Source organism: Streptomyces sp. MAI_2237, from assembly GCF_054189285.1.
Genome location: NZ_JAJPGQ010000003.1, coordinates 189452 through 210175 on the forward strand (window position 1 = coordinate 189452; position 20724 = coordinate 210175).

Genomic DNA, 20724 nt, shown 5'->3' on the forward strand with positions numbered 1-20724 from the left:
CACGACGGATCTGCGGCCGAGCCTGACAAGCGAATGTTGCGGCGAGAGCTCCTCGCGGTGAGAAACAGGTTGACGGCGGATGACATGCGAAGAGCCGCCGAGGCGCTGGCCGGGCGCGCTCTCGAACTGCCGGAGCTGGCGCACGCGCGCACGGTGGCGGCGTACGTCTCCGTGGGAAGCGAACCGGGCACCCTCGCGCTGCTGGACGCGCTGCGCGTGCGGGGCGTGCGCGTCCTGCTCCCGGCGCTCCTGCCCGACAACGACCTGGACTGGGGCGCGTACATGGGCGAGCACTCCCTCGCTCGTGTCCAACACGGCGGGAAAATGGCACTGTTCGAGCCTTCCGGGCCGCGCCTCGGGCCGCACGCCGTGACCGAGGCGGACGTCGTGCTGCTGCCGGGACTGGCGGTCGACGCGCGCGGAATGCGTCTGGGGCGCGGCGGAGGGTCGTACGACCGCGTGCTCGCCCGTCTGGAGCGCGCGGGCGCCCGCCCCGCGCTGGTGGTCCTGCTGTACGACGCGGAGGTCGTCGATCGCGTACCGGCGGAGGCGCACGACCGGCCCGTGCACGCGGTGGTGACGCCGTCGGGCGTGCGCCGCTTCCGCAGCGGCGCGTAACGCCCCAGGGGGCGCTCGGCGATCTCCACGCGCCCCGCCTGTCGCGCTTACGCCCCGCTTTCGCACTTCACGTCCCGCGCACCTCCCGCCTCATGAGCCCCGCACCTCGCGAGCCCGACGCCCCGTGCGCACTCTGACCCCATGCACAGGAAAGGGGCCCTCCACGCGCGTGAAGGACCCCTCTCCCGGCTCCGCGGTCTACCGCCGGCGGCTCACGGTTTGAGCACCAGCGTGTCCCGGCTGTTCTTGTCGACCGCGTTCTGCGAGAAGTCCCAATCGAGGAGTTCGCCCTTGGCCCACTTGCCGGTCTGATCGGTGTAGTGGGCGCTGAAGGCGTGCCCGGAGGCGCCGGTGAGGTTGATCCACTTCGATTTGTCGAGGTCGCCGAGGTTGACCACCATGCGCATCGACGGCACCCAGACGACGCCGTAACCGCCCGCGGCGTTCCAGCCGCTGGCGTTGACGGTCGCCTCGCCGCCGCTGAGCTTCCAGGGGCCGCGGTTGAGGATGTACCGCAGGAAACCGGGGCCTTCGGTGCCGAGCGTCTGGTTCTTCAGGAAGAGGCGGTGCAGCCGGCCCCAGCTCCAGGAGTCGATGTCCTTGCCGAGCTTGGCGGTCAGCTCCCAGCGGGCGTCGATCATCGCGCGCTTGAACAGGTCGTCGCGATTGTTGCTCGCTCCCGGGCGGGTGAGCGACTTCGGGGTGGACCACCAGTCGCTCTTGGGGTCGTTCATGAGGGTGCGCACGACCTCGAACCAGCGGTCGCCACCGTCCGGCTGCGCCTGGTCGGCGTCACGCTCGCCGCACTCGCGGACCTTGTTCGTCTCGTCCGCGGGGCCGGTGGTGTTGACCGGGTCGACCCACAGGCACTGGCCCTTGACGCGCAGTTCCTTGGGCAGCTTGTTGCCGAAGGCGAGTTTGAGGACGTTGCGCCAGACCGCGTTGAAGTAGGCGGCAGCGGCCGAGTCGGCGTCCTGGGTGTAGTCCCAGCCCTCGAGGAGCTCCTGCGCCTGGCGGACGCTCTTGTCCTCGATGTCGATCTTCAGCAGCTTGGGCACGAGCAGCTTGGCGATCTCGCTGCTGTTGTCCAACTGCATCTGCCGCATGTCGTCGGTGGAGACCTTGCCGCCACCCTTGATCTTCGACTCGATCAGGTCGCTTATGCGCTGGCTGCGGGTGCCGTAACCCCAGTCGGTGGTGAGCGTGTAGGGGTACTTGTCCTTGTCGATCACGGCCTGGTTGGCGGTGACGATGTAGCCGCGCTTCGGGTTGAACTCGTAGGGCAGCGCACCCTTCGGGATGTACCCGGTCCACTTGTAGTCCGAGTTCCAGCCCGGCATCGGGATCGAGCCGTCGTCCTTCTTCGCGCGCGTGGGGATCTTTCCGGGCAGCGTGTAGCCGATGTTGGTCTTGTCGGCGTAGACGAGGTTCTGCGACGGCACGTCGAACAGGGTGGCAGCGGAGCGGAAGTCGCTCCAGTTCGACGCCCTGTCCATGGCGAAGACGGCGTCCATGGAGGTGCCGGGGTCGAGCGCGGTCCAGCGCAGGGCGATGCCGTAGCCGTCGCCGCGGTCGGGCGCGGCGGTGTTGACGGAGGCCTTCTTGCCGACCTTCACGAGTTCGTCGTCGCGGTCGGACAGCAGCGGCATGCCGTCTGCCGTCTCGCGGACGATGATCTTCTTGGACGCGCTCCCGGCGACCTTGATGGTCTCCTCGCGGGTCTTGAACGGCTTGACGGTGCCGTCGTAGAGGTAGCCGTCGCCGCTGATCTTCTCCAGGTACAGGTCGGTGACGTCGACACCGGAGTTGGTCATGCCCCAGGCGATGTTCTGGTTGTGGCCGATGACCACGCCGGGCATGCCAGCGAAGGTGTAACCGGTGACGTCGTACTGGCACTTGCTGGAGACCGTGCGGCAGTGCAGGCCCATCTGGTACCAGACGGACGGCAGCGAGGCCGACAGGTGCGGGTCGTTGGCGAGGAGGGGGTGGCCGGTGATGGTGTGACTCCCGGCGACGACCCACGAGTTGGAGCCGATGCCCTGGCCGTTCACGCCGACGGCCGTGGGAACGTCGTCCAGGACCTTGTACAGGCCCGAGAGCTGGCTCTGCAGGGCCGAGGTCCCCGACGTCGACGACGTGCCCGTAGAACCGCTCGTGGAGGTTCCGGAGGAGGTACCGCCGCCGGAGGTGGAGCCGTTCTGCTCGAACGTCTTGCTGAACGAGTTGTACGCGCCCTCCTGCACGATCGCCTTGTTGCGGCTGTACGGGTAGTCCGGGTACAGATCGGCGATCTGCTTGGGGCCGAGGCGGCTGGTCATCAGGGCGCGGTCGATCTCGTCCTGCATGTTGCCGCGCAGGTCCCAGGCCATCGCCTTCAGCCAGGAGATCGAGTCGACCGGGGTCCACTTCGCGGGCTTGTAGTCGTTGGTGAAGCCCAGAGCGGCGTACTCCAGGGAGATGTCCTTGCCGTCCTTGCCCTGCAGGTAGGCGTTGACTCCCTCGGCGTACGCCTGGAGGTACTTCTTGGTGGAGGCCGACAGCTTGGTGTCGTACTCCTCCTTGGCGACGCGGTCCCAGCCCAGGGTGCGCAGGAACTCGTCGTTCTTGACCTGGCCCTTGCCGAACATCTCCGACAGGCGCCCGGAGGTCATGTGCCGGCGCACGTCCATCTCGTAGAACCGGTCCTGCGCCTGGACGTAGCCCTGCGCCATGAACAGGTCCTCGTCGGAGGAGGCGTAGATCTGCGGGATGCCGTAGCCGTCGCGCTTGACGTCCACCGGCCCTGACAGGCCGTCGAGCGTGAGCGAGCCCTTCGTCTGCGGGAAGGACGCGCGCACCGTACTGATGGACCAGTACGCCCCGTAGGCGATGCCTCCGATGATGGCCAGGACCAGTACCAGCACGACGAGTCGGGCTTTTCGCCCCTTCTTCCTGCCGGACTTGCCGGGCTTGTCACCCGTTGTGGCGGTGATGTTGGGGGGCATCGCTGTCCTTGCTGTCCTAACGCGAGCGGCAGGCGGTCCTGGAGTGCTGGAGCAACCATAGGCGCAGGGCCCTGTGCCCCTTGACGCGGAGTCGGGAACGAGAGCCGGCCGGTGTTCGATCTTGCCTCGGCGAGCGTCAAGAAATCGTCAAGAGTTAGGTAAGGTAACGAAGTACTTGGATGCGGGGTTCCACGACTTCGTGTCCTATGTACGAGAGCTCCCGCGCACGATGCGCGTGAGCCGGGGAAGGGAACGGCCGCTGACTGTCCACCACCTCAACCAGCTTCTGCTCGTCTGCTCGCTCGTCCTGCTCGTCGCCGTGGCAGCGGTCCGGATCTCCTCGCGCAGCGGGCTCCCCAGCCTGCTCGTCTACCTGGGGATCGGGGTCCTCATGGGCCAGGACGGCATCGGCGACATCCACTTCGACAACACCGAGCTGACCCAGGTCATCGGGTACGCCGCTCTCGTGGTGATCCTGGCCGAGGGCGGTCTCGGCACGAAGTGGAAGGAGGTCAAGCCGGCCCTGCCGGCCGCCTCCGCGCTGGCACTGGCGGGGGTCGGGGTGAGCGTCGGGGTCACGGCGTCGGCGGCTCACTATCTGATCGGGCTGGAGTGGCGGCAGGCACTCATCGTCGGGGCGGTCGTCTCCTCGACGGACGCGGCGGCGGTGTTCTCGGTGCTGCGGAAAATACCCCTTCCCACGCGCGTGACGGGCACCTTGGAAGCCGAGTCCGGCTTCAACGACGCCCCCGTCGTCATCCTGGTGGTGGCCTTCTCCACGGCGGGACCGGTGGAGCACTGGTACGTACTGCTGGGCGAGATAGCGCTCGAACTGGCCATCGGCGCGGCCATCGGCCTCGCGGTGGGCTGGCTCGGCGCCTGGGGCCTGCGGCACGTGGCCCTGCCCGCCTCCGGCCTGTATCCGATCGCAGTCATGGCGATCGCCGTCACGGCGTACGCGGGCGGCGCGCTGGCGCACGGCAGCGGCTTCCTGGGCGTCTATCTCGCCTCGATGGTCATGGGCAACGCCAAGCTGCCGCACTGGCCGGCCACGCGCGGTTTCGCCGACGGGCTCGGCTGGATCGCCCAGATCGGCATGTTCGTCCTGCTCGGCCTTCTGGTCACACCGCACGAACTGGGCGACGACGTGGTGCCCGCGCTCGTCATCGGCCTGGTGCTCACCATGGTCGCGCGCCCCCTGAGCGTGGTGCTGTGCCTCACGCCGTTCCGGGTGCCCTGGCAGGAGCAGGCCCTGATGTCCTGGGCCGGGCTGCGCGGCGCGGTGCCCATCATCCTGGCGACGATCCCGATGGTGGAGGGTGTCGACGCCAGCCGCCGCATCTTCAACATCGTCTTCGTGCTGGTCGTCGTCTACACCCTGATCCAGGGCCCGACGCTGCCCTGGCTCGCCCGCCAGCTCCACCTGGGCGGCAGCGGCGAAGCCGCCGACCTGGGCATCGAGTCCGCCCCTCTGGAGCGGCTGCGCGGGCATCTGCTGTCCGTCGTCATCCCCGAGGGCTCGAAGATGCACGGCGTCGAGGTCAACGAGCTGCGGATGCCCGCCGGCGCCGCCGTCACCCTCGTCGTGCGCGACGGAAAATCGTTTGTCCCCCTGCCGACGACAGTGCTGCGCAAAGGGGACGAGCTCCTTGTCGTCGCCACGGACCCGGTCCGCGACGCCGCGGAGAAGCGCCTGCGCGCCGTCGGACACGGGGGCAAGCTGGCGGGGTGGCTGGGGACGAACGGGGCGGGTACGGAGCGCTGAGCGCGGGGCGCGGGCACGAGCGCGGGGTGCTGGGGGCGCGGGGTGCTGGGGGCGCGGGGTGCTGGGTGCAGGGGTGGGCGCGGGGCACTGGGGGCGGGGCGCGGAGCGGGGGGCGTGCACGGCGCGCAATACAGCGTGCGCGCCGTTAAGGGAGCGTTTCGTACGGTTCACACCCCCGCCAATCACAGGTGCGCCCGGCCCATGGTGCTCGCTTTCACAGGCGCGCCGCTGGTTGATCCTTGTAAGATGAAGGCACACCTTGATCGAACCAACTCTGCCTGACGCAGAGCTGGCGCGACCGTATGGCGGTCGGGCTGCCCTCCACTGCGGGCGCCGGCATCTACCGCAGTCCGCGCAAGAGGACAGCTCTCGGCGCCCCCGCACGGGCGCGCTACCAGGCGGCAGAAAGGCACGGGCCGTGGCGTCCACGGTCACCACCGAGCCGTCGAACTCGCCGGCTTCCTCCCGCCCCGGATACGGGCAACTGCTGCGCACCCGAGGCGCCTGGACGTTCCTGCTCCCCGGTTTCGCGGCGCGTCAGCCGTTCGCGATGCTCACCATCTCCATCGTGCTGCTCGTGCAGCACACCACCGGCTCGTACGGCGCGGCAGGCGCCGCGGCGGCCGTCACCGGTGTCTCCATGGCGCTCTTCGCGCCCTACAGCGGCCGTCTCGCGGACCGCTACGGGCAGCGCGCCGTACTGGTCCCCGGAGTGCTGCTGCACGCTCTGTCCGGCCTGACCCTGACGGCGCTCGCGCTGGCCCACGCGCCGCTGTGGGCACTGTTCGCGGCGGCCGTGCCCACGGGCGCCTCGGTGCCGCAGGTCGGGCCCATGGTGCGCGCCCGGTGGGGCGTGAAGCTGCAGGGCACGCCCCTGATGACCACCGCGGCCGCCTTCGAGTCCGTCACGGACGAGCTGACCTTCGTCTTCGGCCCGCTGCTGGCCACCGCTCTGTGCACCGCCGTCGACCCGGCGGCGGGTCTGGTCACGGAGGCGGCGCTCACCCTGCTCGGCGGCCTGCTGTTCGCCGCGCAGAAGGGCACCCAGCCCACTGTCACCCCCGCCGGGCACTCGCGCGTGGAGCACGTTTCCGCGCTGCGCGTCCCCGGTGTGCGCGTCCTCATCGCGGTCTTCCTCGGCATCGGTTCCGTCTTCGGCGGGATGCAGGTGTCGCTGGCCGCCTTCAGCGAGTCGATCGGCGAGCCCGGCCTGAACGGCGTCCTGTACGGCGTCTTCGCCGCGGGCAACATGCTCTCCGGCATCGTGTGCGGCGCGGTCGCCTGGAAGGTGGCCCCGCAGCGGCGCCTCGTCGTCGGGTACGGCGCGCTCGCGCTCGCGGCCTCCGGTCTGTGGGCCGCGCACTCGGTGCTCGTCCTGGCCGGTCTGGGTCTGCTCGTCGGCATGTGCATCGCGCCGGCGCTGATCACCGGCTACACGCTGGTCGAGGGACTGGTCCCGGCCGGGGCCCGCACCGAGGCGTTCACCTGGCTGACCGGCGCGGTGGCGCTCGGCCAGGCGGCGGCCGTGACCGTCGCCGGTCAGTTGGAGGACCGGTTCTGGGACGGCGCAGGTTTCCTGGTGCCGATGGCCGGTACGGTCCTCGCCCTGGCGACCCTGGTGGCCCTGCGTTCGCGCCTGGTCTCACGGCCCCGGAGCCGGACCGTGGCACGTGGCGTCGGTCACCGCATGCCGATGACGGTGGACTGATCCTCAGGAATACGTCACTATGGACACCCGTTAGCACTCATTGAGTGAGAGTGCCAGGAGGAGACAGTGCCCACCTATCAGTACCAGTGCACCGAGTGCGGCGAGGGCCTCGAGGCGGTGCAGAAGTTCACCGATGACGCCCTGACCGAGTGCCCCAACTGCGGTGGCCGCCTGAAGAAGGTGTTCTCCGCGGTCGGCATTGTCTTCAAGGGCTCGGGCTTCTACCGCAACGACAGCCGCGGCTCCTCGTCGAGCAGCTCGCCGGCATCGTCCAAGCCGTCGACGTCCACCTCTACCCCGTCTTCGTCGTCCTCGGACTCGAAGTCCTCGGGGACGAACACCTCCTCGAGCAGCAGCTCCGCGGCGTAGGACACACGCACTGGACCCTGCCGTCGTACGACGGCGGGGTCGTCGGTGTTTCCGGGGCCCGTCGGTGTTTCCGGAGCCCCTCTCCGCGCGAGGCCGGCGCCGGATACTGTGCTGACCATGGTGAACGCAGAGATCGGTGTAATCGGCGGCTCGGGCTTCTACTCATTCCTCGAGGATGTGACCGAGGTCCAGGTGGACACCCCGTACGGGCCTCCCAGCGACTCCCTCTTCCTCGGCGAGGTCGCCGGGCGACGGGTCGCCTTCCTGCCCCGCCACGGCCGCGGTCACCACCTGCCCCCGCACCGGATCAACTACCGGGCCAACCTGTGGGCCCTGCGGTCGGTCGGTGTCCGTCAGGTACTGGGTCCGTGCGCGGTGGGCGGTCTGCGTCCCGAGTACGGCCCGGGCACCCTGCTCGTGCCGGATCAGCTGGTCGACCGTACGAAGTCCCGCCTCGCCACCTACTTCGACGGGCTGCCGCTGCCCGGTGGCGACGTACCGAACGTGGTGCACGTGTCGCTGGCCGACCCCTACTGCCCCGTCGGGCGTGCGACCGCGTTGAAGGCCGCACGCGGCCGGGACTGGGAGCCGGTGGACGGAGGCACGCTGGTCGTGGTCGAGGGGCCGCGCTTCTCGACGCGTGCCGAATCGTTGTGGCACCAGGCCCAGGGCTGGTCGGTGGTGGGCATGACCGGCCACCCGGAGGCGGCGCTCGCCCGTGAACTGGAGCTTTGCTACACCTCGATGACCTTGGTCACCGACCTCGACGCGGGTGCGGAGACCGGCGAAGGCGTGTCGCACGACGAGGTGTTGCAGGTCTTCGCCGCGAACGTGGACCGGCTGCGCGGTGTGCTGTTCGACGCCGTGGCCGGGCTGCCGGCGAACGAGGACCGCGACTGCCTGTGCACCAAGGCGCTGGGCGGCATGAATCCTGGGTTCGACCTGCCGTGACGCGGCGCCGGGAAGGGCGCGGGGAAGAGCGTTCGAGGTGGCGGAACCTCCCGTTCGGGTGAGGGAGTTATCCACAACTCGTCGGTAGTCCACCGGTCTCGGCGGGGATCGGCGCAAGGCCCCATCGTGGGCCTGCAAGCCGATTCCCCGACGCAGGTGGTGATCCCGCATGTCCCTTCCCCTCCCGCCCCCGTACCCCTCCCCCTCCTCCTCGCGGCCGCCCGGAACCGACGTGCCCGCCACGTGCGAGGTGCCGCACTTCGCTCCCGTGCGGGTGCGCGGCGGGCGGTACCAGTTGCAACGCCTCGTACGGCACCGCAGGCGCGCCGTCGCGGCCGGCCTCGCCGTGACCGCGGCGGCGCTGGTGGCCGCGGGCCCGCGTGCCACCGAGCAGACGCGGGGGCATCCGGTGGCGGAGCCCGTACGAAAGCACCGCGCCGTCGAGGTCGTGGCCGCGCCGGTCCGTATCGCCGACACCGCCGCCGTCCGGCTGCTGCGGCCGGGCGACCGGGTGGACGTCATCGCAGCCCGCGAGACGGCCACCGGGGGTGACGCCCGGGTGGTCGCGCGCGGGGCGCGGGTTACCAGGGTTCCGGAGCCGCTGGACGACGATCCCGGGAACGGGGCGTTGGTGGTGCTGTCGGTTCCCAGGGCCACCGCGGCCCGCCTGGCCGGCGCGGGCGCGACGGCCCGCCTGGCGGTGACGCTGTGCTGAACCACACTGTGCGTATCCTGCGGAAACTCCTGTCAAGTCCGTCGTCGGCGCTACCTGATTGGACAGGACGGCCGAGTGTTGACGTAGGTTGCGGAGCTGTTCGTTCTTCAACCTGTGCATGCGAGAAGAGGCCCGTAGGTGATCGAGAAGAGGGAACCGAGCGTCTGGCAGGGCTTCAAGGCCTTCCTGATGCGCGGGAACGTCGTGGACCTGGCAGTGGCGGTCGTCATCGGCGCCGCCTTCACCAACATCGTCAACACGTTGGTGAAGGGGATCATCAACCCGGTGGTCGGGGCGATCGGGACGAAGAATCTCGACAGCTACACCTCGTGTCTGAAGCCTCCGTGCCAGGTGGCCGCGGACGGCACGGTGAAGAGCGGCATTCCGATCATGTGGGGGTCCGTCCTCGGCGCCACCCTGACCTTCGTGATCACCGCGGCGGTCGTCTACTTCCTGATGGTGCTGCCGATGTCGAAGTACCTGGCGCGGCAGGAGGCCCGCAGGAAGGCCAGGGAGGGCACGCACGAGGTCATCGAGGTGACCGAGCTGGAGGTGCTCAAGGAGATCCGCAACGCGCTTGTCGCGCAGCGTGGGGCCGGGCACGACGGCAGGTAGCGGCGGCGGCCCGCTGGGGCCGGCGGACGATTCTCGGCGCGGTTCAGAGGTGGTGGGGCGGCTTCTCGTCGAGGAAGCGCTTCAGGTCGGCCGCGCTGTCGTTCTCGGCGGCGGGCCGCTCGCCCCAGCCGCGGTCCGTGTCGTCCGAGGACTGGTGGTCCAGCGGATCGTCGAAGATCAACGCGGGCTTGGGGGCGCGCGGCTCGGGGGCGGGGGCGGAGGTCATGCCTCCAGGGTACGGCCCAGGGGGCAGGCGCCGTCCGGACGGTTCAGACGGCGCGCAGTCCATGGGACTCGAAGATGCTCCTGGCCGCAGCGGTCTGTTCGGCGGTCGGGGCGGGTGTGTCGTGCAGGACGAAGGGGCGGCCCAGCGCCTGCCACTTGGCCTCCCCGAGCTTGTGGAAGGGCAGGACGTCGACGCGCGTGACGTTGCCGAGCGAGGCGGCGAAGGCGGCGACACCGTCCACGTTGGCCGGGTCGTCGGTGAGACCGGGCACGAGCACGAAGCGGACGTGAACCTCCTTGCCGAGGTCTGCCAGACGCCGGGCGAAGACGAGGGTCGGCTGCAGGGGGCGGCCGGTGACCTTGCGGTAGGTGGCGGGGTCCCAGGACTTGATGTCGAGCAGGACCAGGTCGGTGTCCCTCAGCAGGGCGTCGGTGGCGCGGACGCCGAGGAATCCCGAGGTGTCGAGCGCGGTGTGCAGGCCGAGTTCGTGCTTGAACCGGTTGAGCAGTTCGCCGGTGAAGACGGGCTGGAGCAGGGGCTCGCCCCCACTGATGGTCGCCCCGCCGCCGGCGGCAGCGATGAACCGCGTGTACTTGCGGGCCTCGGCGACGATCTCGTCGGCCGTGGTGCGCTTGCCGTCGCGCATCCGCCAGGTGTCGGGGTTGTGGCAGTACAGGCAGGTCAGCGGGCAGCCCGACAGGAAGGTGACGAAGCGGGTGCCGGGGCCGTCGACACCGGTCGACAGGTCCCACGAGTGGACCGAGCCGACCACCTCGCGCCGGGTCGCCGCGGCGGCCGGAGTGGCCGCCGCGGGAACGGGCCCGCAGGCCGGCGTCGGCAGAACCGACGCCGTAGGAAGAAGCGGAGTCATCGTCCTTGCTCCTCAGAGCGAGCCGTGGAAGGTGCGGTTGATGACGTCGAGCTGCTGTTCACGGGTGAGGCGGACGAAGTTGACCGCGTAGCCGGAGACCCGGATGGTCAGCTGCGGGTACTTCTCGGGGTGCTCCATCGCGTCCTCCAGGGTCGCCCGGTCGAGGACGTTGACGTTCATGTGGAAGCCGTCGTCGGCCACGAACCCGTCCAGGACGCCGGAGAGGTTGTCGACGCGCTCCTCGGGGGTGCGCCCCAGGGCGTCCGGGGTGATGGTGTTGGTCAGCGAGATGCCGTCCTCCGCGTCGTCGTACGGGAGCTTGGCGACGGAGAGCGCCGAGGCGATGTAGCCGTGCTCGTCACGGCCGTTCATGGGGTTGGCGCCGGGCGCGAAGGGAGTGCCCGCGCGGCGGCCGTCGGGAGTGTTGCCGGTCTTCTTGCCGTAGACGACGTTCGAGGTGATCGTCAGGACCGACTGGGTGTGCACCGCGTCGCGGTACGTCGGGTGACGGCGGACCTTCTCCATGAAGTCGTGGACGATCCAGCGGGCGAGGTCGTCGGCCCGGTCGTCGTTGTTGCCGTACGCCGGGTAGTCGCCCTCGATGACGTAGTCGACGGCCAGGCCCGTCTCGTCCCGCACGACCTTCACGCGTGCGTGCTTGATGGCGGACAGCGAGTCGGCCGCGACGGACAGGCCGGCGATGCCGCAGGCCATGGTGCGCAGGATCGCCCGGTCGTGCAGGGCCATCTCGAGGCGCTCGTAGGCGTACTTGTCGTGCATGTAGTGGATGACGTTGAGCGCGTGCACGTAGGTCTTGGCGAGCCAGCCGAGCATGGCGTCGTAGCGGGCGAGGACGGTGTCGTAGTCGAGGTAGTCATCGGTGATCGGTTCGAAGCCCTCGACGACCGTCTTGCCGGACTTCTCGTCGCGGCCGCCGTTGATGGCGTAGAGGAGGGCCTTGGCGACGTTGACGCGGGCGCCGAAGAACTGCATCTGCTTGCCCATGGCCATCGCGGAGACGCAGCAGGCGATGGCGGTGTCGTCACCGTACTTGGGGCGCATGAGGTCGTCGGACTCGAACTGCAGGGCGCTGGTGTCGATGGCGACCTGGGAGGCGTACTTCTTGAAGGCCTCCGGCAGGCGCGGGGACCAGAAGACGGTCAGGTTGGGCTCAGGAGCCGGACCGAGGTTGTAGAGCGTGTTGAGGGCGCGGAAGGTGGTGCGGGTGACCAGGGGGCGCCCGTCGGTACCGATGCCGCCCATGGACCAGGTGACCCAGGTGGGGTCGCCGGAGTAGAGCTCGTTGTACTCGGGGGTGCGCAGGAAGCGCACGATGCGGAGCTTGATGACGAAGTCGTCGATGATCTCCTGGGCCTCGGACTCGGTGAGCAGGCCGGCCTCGACGTCCCGCTGGAGGTAGATGTCGAGGAAGGCGTCGATGCGTCCGATCGACATGGCGGCGCCGTTCTGCTCCTTGACGGCGGCGAGGTAGGCGAAGTAGAGCCACTGGACCGCCTCGCGGCCGGTGCGGGCGGGGCCGGAGACGTCGTGGCCGTAGGAGAGGGCCATGACCTTGAGTTCTTCGAGGGCGCGGATCTGCTCGGAAATTTCCTCGCGTTCCTGGATGACCTCCGCACTCGGCCAGAGAGCTTCGACTGCGAGTTTGTCCGCTCGCTTCGCGACGATGAGCCGGTCCACGCCGTAGAGGGGGACGCGACGGTAGTCGCCGATGATGCGGCCGCGGCCGTATGCGTCGGGCAGGCCGGTGATGATGCCGGAGGAGCGGCAGGCCCGGATCTCGGAGGTGTAGGCGTCGAAGACCCCGTCGTTGTGCGTCTTGCGGAGCTTGGTGTAGATCTCCCGGACGGCCGCGTCGGGCTCGTACCCGTAGGCCTTCAGGGCGGCCTCGACCATGCGCCAGCCGCCGTTGGGCATGATGGCACGCTTGAGCGGGGCGTCGGTCTGCAGGCCGACGATGACGTCGAGGTCGCGGTCGATGTATCCGGGGGCGAAGGCGTCGATGCGCGAGGGGGTCTTGGTGTCGACGTCGTAGATGCCGCGCTCGATCTCGGTCGGGAACATCCCGAGGAGCTTCTTCCAGACCATGCTGGTGCGCTCCGTGGGGCCGGCGAGGAAGGAACCGTCGCCTTCGTAGGGGGCGTAGTTGTGCTGGACGAAGTCGCGGACGTCGACGGTGTCACGCCACAGGCCGCCGCGGAAGCCCTTCCAGGCGTCTCCTTGCGAGGACGGTTCGCGCGGCGTCTCCTCGGCAGGGGTGACCGGGGTGGTTTCCGCAGGAGTGGCAGTCATGGCCGAGACCTTCCGCATCGCTTCGTGGGTACGGCTCCATTGCACGCCGACGCGGGCGCCTCAGGGAGTTGCGTTGGTCCCCGATCTCGGTCCAAAGGTCCTATCGATTATCGATCAGAAGGTCGGCGAAAGGCGCTGACCTGGCATTTTCGACGGGACCTTAGGACCGGGACCGCTTGTGAAACGCTTCACAAGAATTTCGGCAGGTTATCTGGTGTGCTTGGGTCCATGACGTCCAGTGCCACTCCTCCCCCGGCGCCCTCCGGCGCGCACGAACGCCACAGACCGCTGCGCCGGCTCACCGCGCGCGGCCGGGACGAGGCACATCGTGTCGCTTCACCGCTCGAGCTCTTCTTCGACCTGTGCTTCGTCGTGGCCATCGCCCAGGCGGGCGTCGGCCTGGTGCACGCCGTGGCCGATGGGCACGCGGGCAACGGCATCATGAGCTACGCGATGCAGTTCTTCGCCATCTGGTGGGCCTGGATGAACTTCACCTGGTTCGCCTCGGCCTACGACAACGACGACGCCCTCTACCGGGTCGTCACTCTCGTGCAGATCGGCGGCGTCCTCGTGCTGGCCGCCGGGATCTCGCGGGCCTTCGAAGACCACGACTACACGGTGGTCTGGCTCGGCTACCTGATCATGCGGCTGGCAATGGCCGCGCAGTGGCTGCGAGCGGCGAGATCCGCGGAAGGCGCGGAAAGAACCACCGCCCTCCGGTACGCGGGCGGCATCCTGCTCTGCATGGTCGGCTGGCTCGGGCTGGTCCTGCTGCCCGAGCCGGCCCGTCCCTGGGTCTTCCTGGTGATGGTCATCGCCGAGCTGTGCGTGCCGCTGTACGCGGAAAAGGCGTCCACCACGGCCTGGCACCCGCACCACATCGCCGAGCGCTACGGGCTGTTCACCATCATCGTGCTCGGCGAGACCATCGCCGCCGCCACGGTCGCCGTGAAGTCGGGCGTGGACGAGCACGACGCGCTGGGCGAGCTGCTGCCGATCGCGGCGGGCGGCCTGCTCATCGTCTTCGCCGCCTGGTGGATCTACTTCGTCGTGCCGATCCACGGACGCCTGCGCACCAGTGGGCAGGCGTTCCTCTGGGGTTACGGCCACTACCTGATCTTCGCCTCGGCGGCAGCGATCGGCGCCGGACTGGAGGTGGCGGTGGAGCAGGCGGTCGGCAAGGCGCACATCTCCACACTGGCCGCCTCGGCCGCGGTGACCCTGCCGACGGCGCTGTATCTGCTCACGGTGTGGGCGCTGCATTCCCGCTACTTCAAGGTGGGCATCGCGCAGCAGCTGGTGCTGCCCGTGACGGCCCTCCTCGTGATCGCCTGCACTTTCCTGGGCGATTGGGCGGTGCTCGCCGCCGGCATCGTGTCGGGGCTCGCGGTGGCGACCGGCGTGACCTTGACAGCGCGCATGCTCTCCCGGGAGCGCCGGGCGACCGGGGCGAGCGGGGAGCGCACGACGAGCCCGGTCGCCTGACGAGCCCCTCACGTCATGGACCCGGTCCACACTGGGTCCATGGCAGTTGACGCTTTGACCGACGTCCTCGGCGTGCGCGTGGGCCACGCAACGCGCAACGGTGACGGCTGGCTCACCGGAACCACCGTCGTCCTCGCCCCGGAAGGCGGCGCGGTGGCCGCCGTGGACGTGCGCGGCGGCGGTCCCGGTACGAAGGAGACCGACGCCCTCGACCCGCGCAACCTCGTGCAGAAGGTCGAGGCGGTCGTCCTGACCGGCGGCAGCGCCTACGGGCTCGACGCGGCTTCCGGTGTGATGGCCTGGCTGGAGGAGCGGGGGCGTGGGGTGCGCGTCGGAGCGGATCCACTGCACGTCGTGCCGGTCGTGCCCGCCACGTGCGTCTTCGACCTGGGGCGGGGCGGCGACTTCCGCGCCCGGCCCGACGCCGCCACCGGCCGGGCCGCGGTCGAGGCAGCTGCGGAGAGCCCGCTCGGTGCGCCCGTGCCGGAAGGGTGCGTGGGCGCCGGTACCGGGGCGGCGGTCGGGCCGTTGAAGGGCGGGGTGGGCACGGCGAGCGCTGTTCTCGGCTCCGGGGTCACTGTGGCCGCGCTGGTGGTGGCCAATGCGGCGGGGTCGGTGGTGGACCCCCAAAACGGCGTCCTGTACGGGGAGTTGTTCCAAGGGCGAGTGAAGTACCCGGAGGAGGGCGTCCACGAGGCCGCGCGCCGGCGTCTCGCCGAGTGTGCGGCGAGGAACGGGCTCCCGCCGCTCAACACCACCCTCGCCGTGGTCGCCACCGACGCGGACCTGTCGAAGGCGCAGGCGCAGAAGCTCGCCGGCACGGCGCACGACGGCATCGCGCGCGCCGTGCGGCCGGTCCACCTGCTCAACGACGGCGACACGGTGTTCGCGCTGGCGACAGGCGCGCACCCGCTCGACGCCGAACACCCCCTCGCGCTCAACGAGATCCTCGCCGCCGGCGCGGACGTGGTGGCGCGGGCCATCGTGTGTGCCGTGCGCGCCGCGGAGTCGGTGGACGGACCGGGCGGGGTGTGGCCGTCGTACGAGGAGCTGTACGGCAGCCGGTGAGTCGGCGGCGTCCGAACACACCGGGCGCGCCACCCGAGTTCACCACGGCACCGCGCCGTGCGCGCCGGCTCCGCGCGCCTGCGCCCCCACCAGCCACAACACCCCTCCCGCACATTGTCCCGGTTCTGTCACGTGACGGCGTCCAAGGCGTACGGCGGGAACCTCCCGGACCACCCGCCCCCTCTTTCACGACGCACTGGAGCGGAGCACGCACACCACGAAAACCGGGAGCAGCACGTGAAGACGCCGAACATGGCAGCGCGGCGCGCACTGGGGGCAAGTGCCGTCCTGATGGTCGGCGCCCTCACCCTCACCGCCTGCGGCGGTGACGCCAACGCCGACTCGAACAGCGACAGCAAGACCGGCAACAGCTCGTCCAAGACGTCCACGGCCAAGATCACCATCTCGGCGAAGGACGGTTCGACCGCCGCGTCCATCAACTCGACAGGGGTGAAGGTCAGCGGGGGCAGACTGACCGCCGTGAAGATGACCCTGGCGGGGACGGGACAGGCCGTGCCGGGTTCCATATCCGGCAACGGCGGCGCCTGGAAGCCGAACCAGCAGCTGGAGCGCGGGACCAAGTACCAGATCTCGGCGACCGCGAAGGACTCGAACGGTCGTACGGCGGCCGCCAACTCCATCTTCACCACGGTCACTTCGGCGAACAGCTTCATCGGTACATACACGCCGGACAACGGGACCACGGTCGGGGTCGGGATGCCGGTTTCGTTCGACTTCGACAAGGTGATCAGCGACAGGAAGGCCGTGCAGTCGCACATCACGGTCACCTCCAGCAGCGGGCAGAAGGTGGTCGGGCACTGGTTCGGCTCGCAGCGGCTCGACTTCCGGCCCGAGGAGTACTGGAAGGCCGGCTCCAAGGTCACCATGAAGATCGACCTGGACGGCGTCGAGGGCGCGAACGGCGTCTACGGGGTGCAGAAGAAGACCGTCACCTTCACCGTCGGGCGCTCGCAGGTCTCCACGGTCGATGTGAACACGCAGACCATGACGGTGGTGCGGGACGGCAAGACCTTCAAGGCGCTGCCGATATCGTCGGGCAGCCCGGACCACACGACGTACAACGGGCAGATGGTGATCTCGGAGAAGTTCGTGCAGACGCGCATGAACAGCCAGACGGTCGGTCTGGGCGGCGAGTACGACATCCCGGACGTGCCGCACGCGATGCGACTGACGACGTCGGGGACGTTCATCCACGGCAACTACTGGTACAACAAGGGCAACCCGCCCTTCGGCCGCGAGGGCACCAGCCACGGCTGCGTGGGGCTCGCGGACGCGCAGGGCGCGCAGGGCGCCACGAACGCCAAGTGGTTCTACGACAACTCGCTCGTCGGGGACGTCGTGATCGTCAAGAACTCCCCCGACAAGACGGTGGCGCCGGACAACGGACTCAACGGGTGGAACCTGCCGTGGAACGAGTGGGTGGCGGGAAGCGCCGCGTGATCGCTCACAGCGCGCATGATCACCTCAAGGAGCGCCTGAGCAGCGAGTTCTGACAGGTCATCGGGCCGTGTGGGAATTTCTCACACGGTCCGCTCGTTTTCCGTGCGCACGTTTTCTCGGTTCCCGGACATGATGTCCGACCGAGGGGCTACGGTATGCACCCACAAGGTGACATGCAGCAACGCCGGGAGAAACCTTGAGCGTTCCGTACGAGACAGCAGCGTACGAACCACCCGAGTCGCCCGAGTCTCCGGAGGAGCACCTCGCGCGACTCCTCGGCCGTGCCCTGAACTCCTTCGAGTTGCCGGACGAGGTCATACAGCGCCTGGAGTGTGCGCTGGCGCACGACAGCTCGCTGCACTCCGCGCACCACAGTTCGGGGCTGCACCGCGAGACGTACCGGCACACCTGGCTGCTGGCCGACGGCTCGGCACTCACGCTGTGGGAGCTCGTGCACAATCCCGCGCCGGGCAGCGCCGCCCAGCACGAGGTGTACGTCGACGAGGAGGAGCTGCGCGCCGCCACCGCGCGCCTGCCCCTGCCGCCGGACACCCCCGACTTCGAATTGCCGGTGACGGTGCACCTGTCGCCGGTCCCCGCGCCCCGGCACGCGTACGCGCCGGACGACTCGGCCGACCACGCGCGCCGGCTCCTGCGCCGCGCCGAAAACACCGACCGGCCGGGCGCGGAGACGGCCGCGTTACTCACCACGGCGTTCGCGCATCAGATCACACAGGCCCTTCGGGCGTCCCTGCCGCGCACGGCGCGCGGGACTGTGCTTCGCGCTCTACGAGCACGCCTTCCTGCTGCGCGACGGCGAGGAGGTCTCCCTCTGGGAGGTCGAGCACACGGCCACGCCCGACGGGCGGCACATGTGCGAGGTGTACGCGACGGAGGACGCGGCGCGGGACGCGATGGAGCGGCGGGCGGCTCAGGTCTCCTGAGCAGCGCACACGGACGGCGCCCAGCGCTCGTCACCCGCACGCGCCCCCGCGCCGGACATCAGCGCGCACTCCGGCGCGCGATGGGTCAACACGCCCCCGGCGCGCGCTTAGCTACGCACGCCCGCGGCGCGCGCCTCAGCGGCCGTCGCTGAGCTGTCGTACGAGCCCCGCGAACGCGGCTCTCTCCGCCGGGGTCAGTTCGACCGACTCCAGGTGGGGAGCGGACTGGCGCCGGCGCGGAAGGACGGCGCGCGGACCGCGGACAACGAGCCGCGGACCCGGCCCGAAGTAACCGCGGCGGGCGAAGGTGTACAGGGCGAACACCCACAGGGCGGCGGTGAGGAGAAGTATCGCCGCGCCCATCGACTGCAGAACCGGGACGTGCTCATCAGGCATGCGCCCAGTAGACACCACGGTCCGGACCCTTGGGCCCGGACCGTGACGTATCTCGCAGGTGGCGTGAACCACTCACAGCGCCTCAAAGAGACAAAGGGATCTTTACGCCGCCACCGGCTGCTTCGCCTCGGCCGCCGCGGTGGCCGTGCCGTCCGCCTTGCCGGCGCCCACGGCGCCCGGTGCGGGCTTGCGCATGCCCTTCAGTACGACGACCAGGGCGGTGGTGACGCACACGCCGACCGCGATGGCGATCAGGTAGAGGAAGGGGTTGCCGATCAGCGGGACCACGAAGATGCCGCCGTGCGGGGCGCGCAGGGTGGTGCTGAAGGCCATCGACAGCGAACCGGTGATCGCGCCGCCCACCATGGCGGAGGGGATGACGCGCAGCGGGTCGGCGGCGGCGAACGGGATGGCGCCCTCGGAGATGAAGGAGGCGCCGAGGACCCAGGCGGCCTTGCCGTTCTCGCGCTCGGTCTCGGTGAAGAGCTTGCCGCGGACCGTGGTGGCCAGGGCCATCGCCAGCGGCGGGACCATGCCGGCGGCCATGACCGCGGCCATGATCTTCATCGCGGAGTCGCTCGGGTTGGAGACGGCGATGCCGGCGGTGGCGAAGGTGTACGCGACCTTGTTGACGGGGCCGCCGAGGTCGAAGCACATCATCAGGCCGAGCAGGGCGCCGAGCAGGATGGCGTTGGAGCCGGAGAGGCCGTTCAGCCAGTCGGTCATGGCCTTCTGTGCGGAGGCGATGGGCTTGCCGACCACGACGAACATCAGGAACCCGACGATCGCCGAGGAGATCAGCGGGATCACCACCACCGGCATGATGCCGCGCAGCACCGCCGGGATGTCGATCTTCTGAATGGCCATCACCACGCCACCGGCCAGCAGACCGGCCACCAGGCCGCCGAGGAAGCCCGCGTTGATCGTGGAGGCGATCATGCCGCCGACGAAGCCGGGGACGAGGCCCGGGCGGTCCGCCATGCCGTAGGCGATGTAGCCGGCCAGCACCGGGACCAGGAAGCCGAAGGCCACGGCGCCGATCTGGAACATCAGGGCGGCCCAGCTGTCGGTCTGCGTCCAGACGAAGTGGTCCATCACCGAGGGCGCCGACTTGATCTTGTACCCGCCGATCGCGAACCCGAGGGCGATCAGCAGACCGCCGGCCGCGACGAACGGGACCATGTAACTCACGCCGGACATCAGCCACTTGCGCAGCTTCGTGCCGTAGCCCTCGCCGGAGTCGCCGGCGCGCTCGACCGGCGTGCCCGCGCCCGAGGCGGCGCCCGCGGTCACCTCACCGCGCGCCGCCTTGCCGCGCACCTCGGTGATCAGCTCGCCGGGCCGGTTGATGCCGGCCTTCACGCCGACGTCGACGGTGGGCTTGCCGGCGAACCGTTCCTTCTCCCGTACGGGAACGTCGTGCGCGAAGATCACGCCGTCCGCCGCCGCGATGACGCCGGGGTCGAGCCGGGTGAAGCCGGCCGAGCCCTGCGTCTCGACGACGACCTCGACGCCCGCCTCGCGGCCCGCGTTCTCCAGCGACTCGGCCGCCATGTACGTGTGGGCGATGCCGGTCGGGCAGGAGGTGACGGCGACGATACGGAAGAGCCGCTCGACGGAGGCGTCCTCGACAGAAGCGGTCGCGCCCGCTGCCGGGACGGCGGTGTTGTCCGTGGCGTCGTCGGCGGAGGCCGCCGCCGACGACGCCACGGAGTCCTCGGAGGCGCCCTGCGCGGCGCCCGTGCCCGCGCCGGCGACCGCCGCCTCGGGCGTCTCGTCCCCGCGGATCAGCGCGGCCGCGGCCGAGGCGTCCGCCACCGACCGCAGCGCGGTGGTGAACTCCGCGTTCATCAGCTGCCGGGCCAGTGACGACAGGATCGTCAGGTGGGCGTCGTCGGCACCGGCGGGCGCCGCGATCAGGAAGATCAGGTCGGCGGGACCGTCCGGCGCGCCGAAGTCGATCCCCGCGGCGCTGCGCCCGAAGCCGAGCGTCGGCTCGGTGACGTGCTCGCTGCGGCAGTGCGGGATGCCGATGCCGCCGTCCAGGCCGGTCGGCATCTGCGCCTCGCGCGCCGCCACATCGGCGAGGAAGCCCTCCAGGTCGGTCACCCGGCCCAGGGCCACCATGCGTTCGGCGAGGGCACGCGCCGCCGCTTCCTTGGTGTCGGCGGACAGGTCGAGATCGACCAGGTCCGCGGTGATCATGTCGCTCATCGCGGGCTCCTTAGCACGCGTATC

16 protein-coding genes and 1 pseudogene are annotated in these 20724 nt (G+C 69.9%); 11 read left to right on the forward strand and 6 right to left on the reverse strand.

The genetic code is table 11. The features are described from left to right. Positions 1–33 precede the first annotated feature (33 nt). Entirely contained in the window at positions 34–618 is a 585-nt protein-coding gene (locus LN251_RS11115) for a 5-formyltetrahydrofolate cyclo-ligase (protein ID WP_458244285.1), read from the forward strand. 212 nt (positions 619–830) lie between these two features. Here the strand turns inward: LN251_RS11115 and LN251_RS11120 are convergent, their stop codons facing one another. Next, the gene (locus LN251_RS11120; protein WP_458244286.1) at positions 831–3602 is read right to left on the reverse strand and encodes a penicillin acylase family protein; all 2772 of its coding nucleotides are present in this window, start codon (positions 3600–3602) and stop codon (positions 831–833) included. 229 nt (positions 3603–3831) lie between these two features. On the opposite strand from LN251_RS11120, the gene LN251_RS11125 reads away from it, so the two are divergent. From LN251_RS11125 to mscL, 6 genes are all read left to right on the forward strand, one after another. Further along, positions 3832–5367, forward strand: a complete 1536-nt coding sequence (locus LN251_RS11125) for a potassium/proton antiporter (protein ID WP_458246701.1) — start codon at positions 3832–3834, stop codon at positions 5365–5367. Positions 5368–5785: 418 nt separating this feature from the next. Further along, positions 5786–7075 (forward strand): MFS transporter, encoded by a 1290-nt coding sequence (locus LN251_RS11130; protein ID WP_458244287.1) that lies wholly within the window; start codon positions 5786–5788, stop codon positions 7073–7075. A 66-nt stretch (positions 7076–7141) separates the two neighbouring features. Next, positions 7142–7444, forward strand: coding sequence for an FmdB family zinc ribbon protein (locus LN251_RS11135; RefSeq protein ID WP_079078103.1), 303 nt, complete (start codon positions 7142–7144; stop codon positions 7442–7444). 117 nt (positions 7445–7561) lie between these two features. Then, complete coding sequence (locus tag LN251_RS11140; RefSeq protein ID WP_458244288.1) at positions 7562–8395, forward strand: S-methyl-5'-thioadenosine phosphorylase; 834 nt, start codon at positions 7562–7564, stop codon at positions 8393–8395. Positions 8396–8564: 169 nt separating this feature from the next. After that, entirely contained in the window at positions 8565–9110 is a 546-nt protein-coding gene (locus tag LN251_RS11145; RefSeq protein ID WP_458244289.1) for a hypothetical protein, read from the forward strand. A 138-nt stretch (positions 9111–9248) separates the two neighbouring features. Then, positions 9249–9725, forward strand: coding sequence for a large conductance mechanosensitive channel protein MscL (mscL, locus tag LN251_RS11150; RefSeq protein ID WP_458244290.1), 477 nt, complete (start codon positions 9249–9251; stop codon positions 9723–9725). Between the two features lie 43 nt (positions 9726–9768). Here the strand turns inward: mscL and LN251_RS11155 are convergent, their stop codons facing one another. Genes LN251_RS11155 through pflB form a run of 3 tightly spaced genes read right to left on the reverse strand, consistent with a single transcriptional unit; the run spans position 9769 to position 13132 of the window. Beyond that, a complete protein-coding gene (locus LN251_RS11155) occupies positions 9769–9951 on the reverse strand; it encodes a hypothetical protein (protein WP_458244291.1) in 183 nt (60 codons plus the stop codon). Between the two features lie 43 nt (positions 9952–9994). Next, complete coding sequence (pflA, locus tag LN251_RS11160; protein WP_249838205.1) at positions 9995–10822, reverse strand: pyruvate formate-lyase-activating protein; 828 nt, start codon at positions 10820–10822, stop codon at positions 9995–9997. Positions 10823–10834: 12 nt separating this feature from the next. After that, a complete protein-coding gene (pflB, locus tag LN251_RS11165) occupies positions 10835–13132 on the reverse strand; it encodes a formate C-acetyltransferase (protein ID WP_458244292.1) in 2298 nt (765 codons plus the stop codon). Positions 13133–13360: 228 nt separating this feature from the next. Here pflB and LN251_RS11170 point away from each other — a divergent pair, with 228 nt between their 5' ends. From LN251_RS11170 to LN251_RS11185, 4 genes and pseudogenes are all read left to right on the forward strand, one after another. Beyond that, positions 13361–14617, forward strand: a complete 1257-nt coding sequence (locus tag LN251_RS11170) for a low temperature requirement protein A (protein WP_458244293.1) — start codon at positions 13361–13363, stop codon at positions 14615–14617. Between the two features lie 39 nt (positions 14618–14656). After that, entirely contained in the window at positions 14657–15685 is a 1029-nt protein-coding gene (locus LN251_RS11175; protein ID WP_458244294.1) for a P1 family peptidase, read from the forward strand. Positions 15686–15976: 291 nt separating this feature from the next. Next, the gene (locus tag LN251_RS11180; RefSeq protein ID WP_458246702.1) at positions 15977–17146 is read left to right on the forward strand and encodes a L,D-transpeptidase; all 1170 of its coding nucleotides are present in this window, start codon (positions 15977–15979) and stop codon (positions 17144–17146) included. 196 nt (positions 17147–17342) lie between these two features. Next, a pseudogene (locus tag LN251_RS11185) lies at positions 17343–18090 on the forward strand (DUF6227 family protein). Between the two features lie 135 nt (positions 18091–18225). Here LN251_RS11185 and LN251_RS11190 read toward each other — a convergent pair. Both LN251_RS11190 and LN251_RS11195 read right to left on the reverse strand, forming a co-directional pair. After that, the gene (locus tag LN251_RS11190; RefSeq protein ID WP_458244295.1) at positions 18226–18486 is read right to left on the reverse strand and encodes a hypothetical protein; all 261 of its coding nucleotides are present in this window, start codon (positions 18484–18486) and stop codon (positions 18226–18228) included. 102 nt (positions 18487–18588) lie between these two features. After that, complete coding sequence (locus tag LN251_RS11195) at positions 18589–20700, reverse strand: PTS fructose transporter subunit IIABC (RefSeq protein WP_458244296.1); 2112 nt, start codon at positions 20698–20700, stop codon at positions 18589–18591. Between the last annotated feature and the right edge of the window lie 24 nt (positions 20701–20724).